Annotated in this window: 7 protein-coding genes; 1 reads left to right on the top strand and 6 read right to left on the bottom strand. The window is 44.0% G+C overall.

Annotation, left to right across the window (positions count from 1 at the left end; all coding sequences use genetic code 11):
- Positions 1 to 35: 35 nt before the first annotated feature.
- Positions 36 to 137: a DinB family protein gene (locus tag PLH26_RS18090; RefSeq protein ID WP_324587438.1), complete on the top strand. Its 102-nt coding sequence runs from the start codon at positions 36 to 38 to the stop codon at positions 135 to 137.
- A 21-nt stretch (positions 138 to 158) separates the two neighbouring features.
- On the opposite strand, the gene PLH26_RS18085 is transcribed toward PLH26_RS18090, so the two are convergent.
- The 6 genes from PLH26_RS18085 to PLH26_RS18060 form a co-directional block, all read right to left on the bottom strand.
- Positions 159 to 866 carry a hypothetical protein gene (locus PLH26_RS18085; protein WP_324587437.1) on the bottom strand — a complete coding sequence of 236 codons (708 nt, stop codon included), beginning with the start codon at positions 864 to 866 and terminating at the stop codon, positions 159 to 161.
- Positions 867 to 977: 111 nt separating this feature from the next.
- Complete coding sequence (locus PLH26_RS18080; RefSeq protein ID WP_324587436.1) at positions 978 to 1,439, bottom strand: YybH family protein; 462 nt, start codon at positions 1,437 to 1,439, stop codon at positions 978 to 980.
- Positions 1,440 to 1,545: 106 nt separating this feature from the next.
- Positions 1,546 to 3,981 carry a TonB-dependent receptor domain-containing protein gene (locus tag PLH26_RS18075; RefSeq protein ID WP_324587435.1) on the bottom strand — a complete coding sequence of 812 codons (2,436 nt, stop codon included), beginning with the start codon at positions 3,979 to 3,981 and terminating at the stop codon, positions 1,546 to 1,548.
- Positions 3,978 to 4,115 (bottom strand): hypothetical protein, encoded by a 138-nt coding sequence (locus tag PLH26_RS18070; RefSeq protein ID WP_324587434.1) that lies wholly within the window; start codon positions 4,113 to 4,115, stop codon positions 3,978 to 3,980. Before PLH26_RS18070 ends, PLH26_RS18075 begins: the two co-directional genes overlap by 4 nt.
- Before the next feature lie 89 nt (positions 4,116 to 4,204).
- Positions 4,205 to 6,583, bottom strand: coding sequence for an ABC transporter permease (locus tag PLH26_RS18065; protein WP_324587433.1), 2,379 nt, complete (start codon positions 6,581 to 6,583; stop codon positions 4,205 to 4,207).
- Positions 6,584 to 6,811: 228 nt separating this feature from the next.
- Positions 6,812 to 7,645, bottom strand: a complete 834-nt coding sequence (locus tag PLH26_RS18060) for a helix-turn-helix domain-containing protein (protein WP_324587432.1) — start codon at positions 7,643 to 7,645, stop codon at positions 6,812 to 6,814.
- Between the last annotated feature and the right edge of the window lie 259 nt (positions 7,646 to 7,904).

The raw sequence follows: 7,904 nt of genomic DNA, 5'->3' as shown, positions 1-7,904 counted from the left end.
AATTGCCCCGGAAAGTGGCTATCCGTAACCTGGTAATGAATCATATTATCCATCACCGGGGACAATTATCAGTGTACCTCCGTTTGCTCAACGTTCCTGTTCCGGGTATGTACGGCCCTTCGGCAGATGAAAGATAATTACCGGGCCACAGCATTAAGCTACAATGCCGCAAACGCGTTCATTAATTTTTGCCATAGCGGCCAGTCGGCAATAAAGTGTAAGCCGGTGTGCTGAAAAATGAAAAATAAAAGTGCGATCACATAGGGAGGATAGATCTTTCCTTTTCTTTTGTCATCTATTATAAGCATGATTGATGTAAGTTCAAGAAGCACATAAGTTATATCAAGTCCCAGCGTACCTTCAGTTAATGCCGGTATCAAAGCAGTGGCTCTTGCTAATCCCGGAGGCAGCAATGCCAGTACCGTACCTGCCATATAACGGGCATGTAACTGCATATTGCGGCGGTGCTTTATAGCGCCTGCATAAAAGAAAATAAACTGGGTAAGGAAAATCACATCAAGAAAAGAAATCATGTACGTAAAAGGATTCAACCCGCCTTTACGGCTAAGCATCAGGTGCATCATCATGAGTCCGCTGATGACCAGTAACGGGGCGAGTATAAAAGAAATTTTTCCCAGCTTGCGATGTGCGCCCATTTTATCCCTGCTGTACAAAAAGGGCTGAATGATCAGCAGGAATATCCATCCGCCTGATGTTATTCCATGAAAATGGTGCACAGGATCGGTCTCCGCAATTTTTGAAATAAAAGATTTGAAAAACCCGGTGACGGTAACGGCCATCGCTAAGGTAAACCAAAGCCAGGCATGCCTGTAAAACGGGGCACCGCTTATTTTTTCAGATAGCATATAGAATTGATTTTATTGTGATCAATTTGATTGTATGGAATAGATAATATTGTTTATAGAACTCCTTGTTGGTAACAACACCAACAAGAGCCGGACAGCAAATCAGTTTGATTATTTAATAGGATAAATCATGAGGGCTGAAACTTTCCATTTCCCTTCACCATCCTTCTTCCAAACATGTAACGCCTGGCTGTATACCTTATGAATCCTGCCTGTTGAATCGGGTACAGAAGCTTCATTTTGGTCAAGGGAGTATGCCATATCACCATCTTTAGAAAATTGGATGATATTCGGGTGCGACGCCCACTTTATATCCAGTTCGAAATTGGTTGGCGCCGATGTATACACTTTGACCATTTCCGCTTTTCCCTTTACAGCAGGAAACCCCTGTACCATAACGATTACATCTTCTGAAAAATAAAAGGCAATTGAATCCGGTTTACCGGTTAACACTTTTTTAGGCCAATCTTCCCAGACCTGGGCAATTTTCTTTTCCTCATCTGCTAAGTTGGCTTTTTGCTGGTGACAACTCACAAATAACAAACCTGCTATCATTACTGTTATCTGTTTCATTTTTTATGTATTGATTTGATAGAAGTTATTGTTTGTGGCTCTCGTCCCGTAATTCGTGTTTCATGAAAACGCTTTTCAGGTGAAGGCTACCCAATGATAGGTTAAGCTAATTATACTGAACGCGTCCTTTCTCATCTTCGGCTCCTGTAGTTCGGCTGCGGTTGGCTTTAAGCTTTTGCTTTCCAAAACTGCGGGTATAGGTTAGTTTAAAAGTCCTCCGGGAAAACCGCAGGTGAATATCTCCTACAAGATTCTTTTCCGGCAGATTGGTGTATCCGCGGTAGTCCATAGTGTTGAGCAGGTTACTGGCAGAAAAGCTAATGTTGCTTCTGGCGCCCAACTTTTTTCTGATGCCAAAGTCCAGCAACCCCATGGCTTTAAAATTAGTGATGCCATTGAGATTGGGAGAGCTGTAAAAGCCGGACAGCTCCACTGAAAAATTTGCAGGCAGAGTAAATGACTGTGTCATATTGATGCTGATGTTTTTTTTCCCTATTCTTACCGGCTCTTTTTCGTAGTACGCATTCACCTGTTGCCATGTGCCGGTGATGTTGTATTGCATGCTCCACCATGTAGCAACGGTTATGGGAACCGAGAGCACCAGGGCCAGCAGTTTTTGATGATCCAGGTTTTCGGGTTTTAAAATGGTTTTGTTTGCACTGGAGTCAACACTGGGTTGAAAAAAGGTGATGCTATTGTCTTCTTGGGTAAAAGAAACCTGCAGGAAATATTTTTTAAAGGTATATCCTGCACTCACTGCATGGGCAATGGCCGGTTGCAAAGCAGGGTTACCGGTTAATACTGTGTTCCTATTAACATAATAAGTAAACGGAGCCAGGTCGTTGAATGTGGGCCTTGTGATCCTGCTGCTGTACGAAAAATTGAAGGTGTTCTGTTCATTCAGCTTGTGTGAAAAAAATAAAGTCGGGAAAAGCTTCCCGTAATGCCTGTCAACGATATTTTTTTCTGTTGCTGTTCCCAGGTTTGAATTGGTATATTCATAGCGTAGCCCCGCCTTCACTGAAGTTTTGTCATTGGCTGCAATACTGAGGGATGTATACACCGCAGTATAATTTTCCTTCAGGGTATAGATGGATGAGAGGGCGCTGTCTGTGGTCCAGTTGCCCTGAATGAACCTTTCAAAATGGAGGTCATTGGTAAAATCAGCTAATGTGGCTTTGGCGCCGGCCTCCAGGCTGATCTTTTTTGACAGCTTTCCGGAATAGTCCACAGCGCCAATCCGGAAACTTAAAGGGGTCAGTTTTCCATTCCTGCTGGTTTCATCATAAATAAAATTTTCCGCCTTATCATAATACCGGCTGTAATAGTTGAAGGGTTGATTGTTTTTATAATGCAGGTAGTAGGCATTGAACGACAGGTTATCTCCTTTTTTAAACTGCTGCTGCAGGTTGAGGTTAATACCATAGTCCTGCCAGTTATTCAGCTCGCTATTGGAACTTAGGGCTGTGGTGTCCAATTGTCCGTTCAGGTGAAATGCGGCGGTACTGTGCTCCGATTGCCTGTACCAGCGGCCGTTGCTGGTAAGTAAAATACCTGTGATAGTACGACGGGCAAGCTGATAATCCAGGCCTATCCGGACATTATGAAACCGGGTCGTGTCTATCCTGTCTAAATCGCCATAAGTTTCAAAAATATCACCCTGGTTTGATACCCGGTTATATCCATTTGTAATGAATGGCTTTCTTTCTCTTGAGTAGGAAAAGTCTCCATAAATGTTCAGCTTCGCTGTACGGTAATTGAAATTCAGGCTTGCCTGTGTAACCCATCCTTTTCCGTATCCCAGTGTAGCAGAAAATGATCCATTAGCGCCTAAATTGTTATTCTCCTTCAGTATGATGTTGATATACCCGGCATTACCTTCCGCATCAAAATTAGCAGGTGGCGTGGTGATGAGTTCTATCCTGTCAATGTTCCCGGCACTCATACCATCCAACATCTGTATGATCGCAGAAACAGGCATGTAATTTAGTTTCCCGTTGATCATAACCCGCACCCCTTCTTTACCCAGCATGGCAACGGTATTGGATTGCCTGTTAACCGTTACGCCGGGAGAACGTTCCAGTATCTGTAATGCGGTATTACCGGCCGAGGTAATACTGCTGGCTACATTGATCGTAAGGCGATCGGGCTTTTGTTCGTAGAGCGGGCGTTTGGCAGTTACTGTAACGTCTGTTAAAGTTGTGCCTGACTGTTCCAGTTGCTGGGTTCCATTCTCTACATTTTTTACATCGGCAGCCACGCGGAATAGGGTAGAATAGTAAGGCGAAAATCCGGTATGAGAGAAACTGATCAGATAATTGCCGGCGGCGATGTTTTCAAATAAATAGGCGCCGCGGCTGTTGGTCACTGTTCCTTTTACCAGTGCAGAATCGGCCGGCTGCAGCAACAATACTGTGGCATCGGCAATGGGGATGCTGTTCATATCTGTTACGGTGCCATGGATCCTTGCCTGGGCAGATAACAGGGAAGGTATGGCAGAGAATAATGAAAAGCCTGCAATAAACAATACACTTTTCTTCATAACTGTTGATTTTGATAGTTGCCGGTAACAGTAAATATTTTAACAGGATAAGGTATACGCCTGGTAACGAACTTAGCCGGAACCTCTTCCCCACAGGTGTTATCGCATGCATGCCCGTACCGTATGGTAATCATGATCTTTTGTTTTCTACATGCCGCTTCAGATATTCAGGGGATGGATTTTTTGTGGAGTCTCATATTTCATGTTTGCGATCTCACGTCCATTATTCCGTGCGCAATGACTTAATCGGATTAGCCACCGCTGCCTTTATTGCCTGGTAGCTTACCGCAATGATGGCTATCAATATTGCTATTGCAGCAGCCAGCGGAAACACCCACCATTCAACGGTTGTGCGGTATTGGTAATGCTGCAGCCAGTTGTGCAGTGACCACCACGCCAACGGAAAAGCAACGACACAGGAAATACACACCAGCTTTAAAAAATCAACTGATAATAATCGGGTAAGTGAGTCAACAGAAGCGCCCAGCACCTTTCTTATCCCTATCTCTTTTGTTCTTCGCTCTGCCGTATAAGCGGCAAGACCAAACAAACCGAGACAGGAAACAAGAATAGCCAATACCGAAAAAATAATAGCCAGGTTTCCTATGAGCGTTTCAGACAGGAATATTTTGTTGAATTTTTCATCCACAAATTTATATTCAAAAGGATAGCCCTTGCTGAACGAGCTGAGTACACGGTCAGTAGCGGGGATGAGTTTTTGCATATCTGCACCGTCTTTTGCCCTGATGATCATATTTTCCCCGGCTTGCGGAATGCAGTATAACATGACAGGTCCGGCAGATCCATACATATCATTGAAAACAAAATCCTCCACAATGCCCACAACCTCTACATTTATCCCTGGCGATTGACGTGAGATATATGCGCCCAGCCTACCCTGATCGCCCATCATCTTTGCAAGCGTTTCATTAATGATAACGGTTCGCAGACTGTCGGCATCTGTATCATAAAAGTCGCGGCCGGTTTTGATCTTCATTTTCATGGTAGATATATAACCGGGGCTTCCGCCTATGTCATTTATCTGGTACCTATCGCCAGGCAATTTACCGTCCCAGGTATATTCGTCGGAGGAAGTGTGCATATAAAGCGGTTCGCCCCACGTAACTGCCACATTTTCGATAAGTCCTGTTTTCAACAACTCAGTTCTGACGACAGGAAAATGGCTCTGAACACTCCCGGGAATCCGTACCTCCACCAGGTTGTTTACATTATAACCCAGGTTCCTCGATTTGATATGCCCGATCTGCCGGTAAATGGTGATGGTGGCAATAATGAGAATAACGGATATGGTAAACTGCACGACGACCAATCCTTTTCTCATAAAAACAGGAGTGCCGCCTTTGGACAGCTTTAGTCTTTTTAAAACTATCGCGGGTTTAAATGATGACAAATAGAAAGCAGGATACAAGCCTGATACCAGTCCGCAAATTGCTCCTGCAGACAGTAAAAAAATAAAATGAACAGGCTGCAGCAAATCAAAATGTAATTCTTTGCCAATAATTTTATTAAACAACGGGATGCCAGAATAGACAATGGCAACAGCAAAAATCACCGAAAGAAACGCCATAAGCAATGACTCGGCCATGAACTGCCGCACCAGGCTGAGCCTGCCTGCCCCCGACACTTTGCGCACCCCTACTTCAAGCGCCCGCTTTTCTGACCTGGCGGTGGAAAGGTTCATGAAATTGATACAGCCGATCAGCAGCACAAGCATGGCAATCACAGAAAACAGGTTAATATACTCTATCTTGCCGCCTGAAGGCTTCCCGTTTACCAACTTGTCATAGAGGTTTACATCTTTTATGGAAAGCAGGAAGGTTTTAAGCGGAGATCCCTCCACTTTTGCCTGCATATAGTCTCTGAGCTTTTTACCAAGATGATCGACGTTTGTCGTAGGTTCTGTTTCAACAAGCGTAGCATGAAATATGCCCCATTTGTTCCATTCAGGAAACATCAGATCGTCATACACCTTGAAAGGGGATACCCAGTTAAACCTGAAAGAAGAATTTTCGGGAAAGTCTTTGAAGACACCGGTGATCTTGAAACTGCCGTCTTTTGACCAGGGAGCTTCGCTTTGGGTAACAATGGTTTTACCAACAGGATTTTCATCATTGAAGAACGCTTTCGACAGGCTTTCGCTGATGATGATGGACTCCGGCGAAGGAAGAAATGGTGGTGCACCGTAAATAAAATTAAAATCCAGCATGTGAAGCAGGGAAGAATCGGCATATTGGCCCATCTTAAAAATCCTTTTATCACCCAGCACAAAAAGTTGCCTGTTTTCCCAGGTAATACGGCCAATGTGCTTAATGCCCGGCATGTTTTTTTCCAGGTCGGGTGCCATAGGCGTTGGAGCACTGTTCGCATAATTTCCGCCGGGTTCATTTTTGTTCTGCTGTACTATAAAAAAGAGTTTGTCTTTCCTAGTGAACTGTTGATTAAAAGAACGTTCGTTTTCAATCCATAAAAAAATAAAACAGGCGCAGGCAATACCGGTAGCAAGACCAAAAATGTTCAGAAGGCTGAAAGTTTTATTTCTCCAGATATTCCGGAATAAAATAAAAATTTTATTGTATGGCATATAACAGGCTTTGGTTGTTAGAGATCCTATACCATAACTTATTGGTCCGCCAACATAGTGCCAAACAGCTCATTATTGAAATACAATGCATTGGGTGTTGCTGTCAGATTGAACTGTACGATTTTGATACAAAAAGCTGTCCGTTTTTGACTCAGCGGGTATTTCTTTGAATAAGTAAAATTAGTGACTGCATGGACTGCAGCATAGAACAAATGCGACATTTTATAACTATGCCGGAAAGCCGGAATCACGCTGAAGCCTGAGCGGGCTTTTTTCAAGGTAGGACTGAAGCCCGGTTGGCGTAACGCCGGAAAATGCTTTAAAATCCCGTATCATATGCATCTGGTCGGCATAGCCGCAACTGTGTGCAATGGAAAGCCAGGAAATATCCTCATTGCTTTCCCGCATATACCATGCTTTGGAAAACCGGACCAATCGTGCAAAAAACTTTGGCGGCATACCTATTCTTTCCAGGAACTGCCGTTCCAGCTGGCGTGTGCTTACGCAGGATTGTTTGGCCAACCGGTCAATATTATTGAGGTCCCCGTTTTGTATGTTTTGCATGAGCACCTGCTCAACCGGCAATATGCTTTTTAGCATGCTTACTTTTCCAAGTAAATAGGATTGGATAATGTCTATCATCAAATCGTAATCAGCGGTTTCCCCAAGCCGTTGCGAAATGCTGTCAATATCATTTCCCAAAAATAAGGCGGCATCAAAGGGCTGGTCTGTCATCTCTTTCATAGGGATGTTCAGTAAACGATGCATACCGCCGGGCTGAAAGCTTACCATGATGGTGAGCTGGTTATAACCCATGGTCAAATCGACCCGTGAAAGCTGGGGCCCGATCAGCATGCTCCGGGGCGCTACTCCGGTAAGCCGGGTAGCATAATTAAACGAAGACATTTTATCGTATGGATAAAAATAAAGGCAATGGTCTGGTTGCGGAGGAAAAGGATTTACCGGTCTTGGCTTACTGGTGTCGAGTTGATAATGAACAAGCATGATACGGCTGATAAAAAACCGCAGCTCAGGCAATGGCCTATAGTGGTGCAGCACCATGCTTGTGTTTTAGAATCTAAGTTACAAAACCTTCATGTTCAGTAGTCAAAACTTTTGCCGGGTTCACCTGCTCTTTGACGGCAGACCCGCTGACAACCGTTTGCCTATTCTTTTACATACCGGAACTGGTTCCCGTTCAGCAGGGGATGCTGACCCACGAGCATGTTATTGGTGAACAGTAATGTAAAATCTTCAAAAAATACTTCCGCCACCCATTTTTCAAAAGCAAATTCAAAATTGTTCTGGATTTTATTGGTTA

This window comes from Agriterribacter sp. (assembly GCF_035444585.1).
In the GTDB taxonomy this organism is placed as follows: Bacteria; Bacteroidota; Bacteroidia; order Chitinophagales; family Chitinophagaceae; genus Agriterribacter.
The sequence above is the reverse complement of the archived record's forward strand: the minus strand, read 5'-3'. Positions and strand labels throughout refer to the sequence as shown.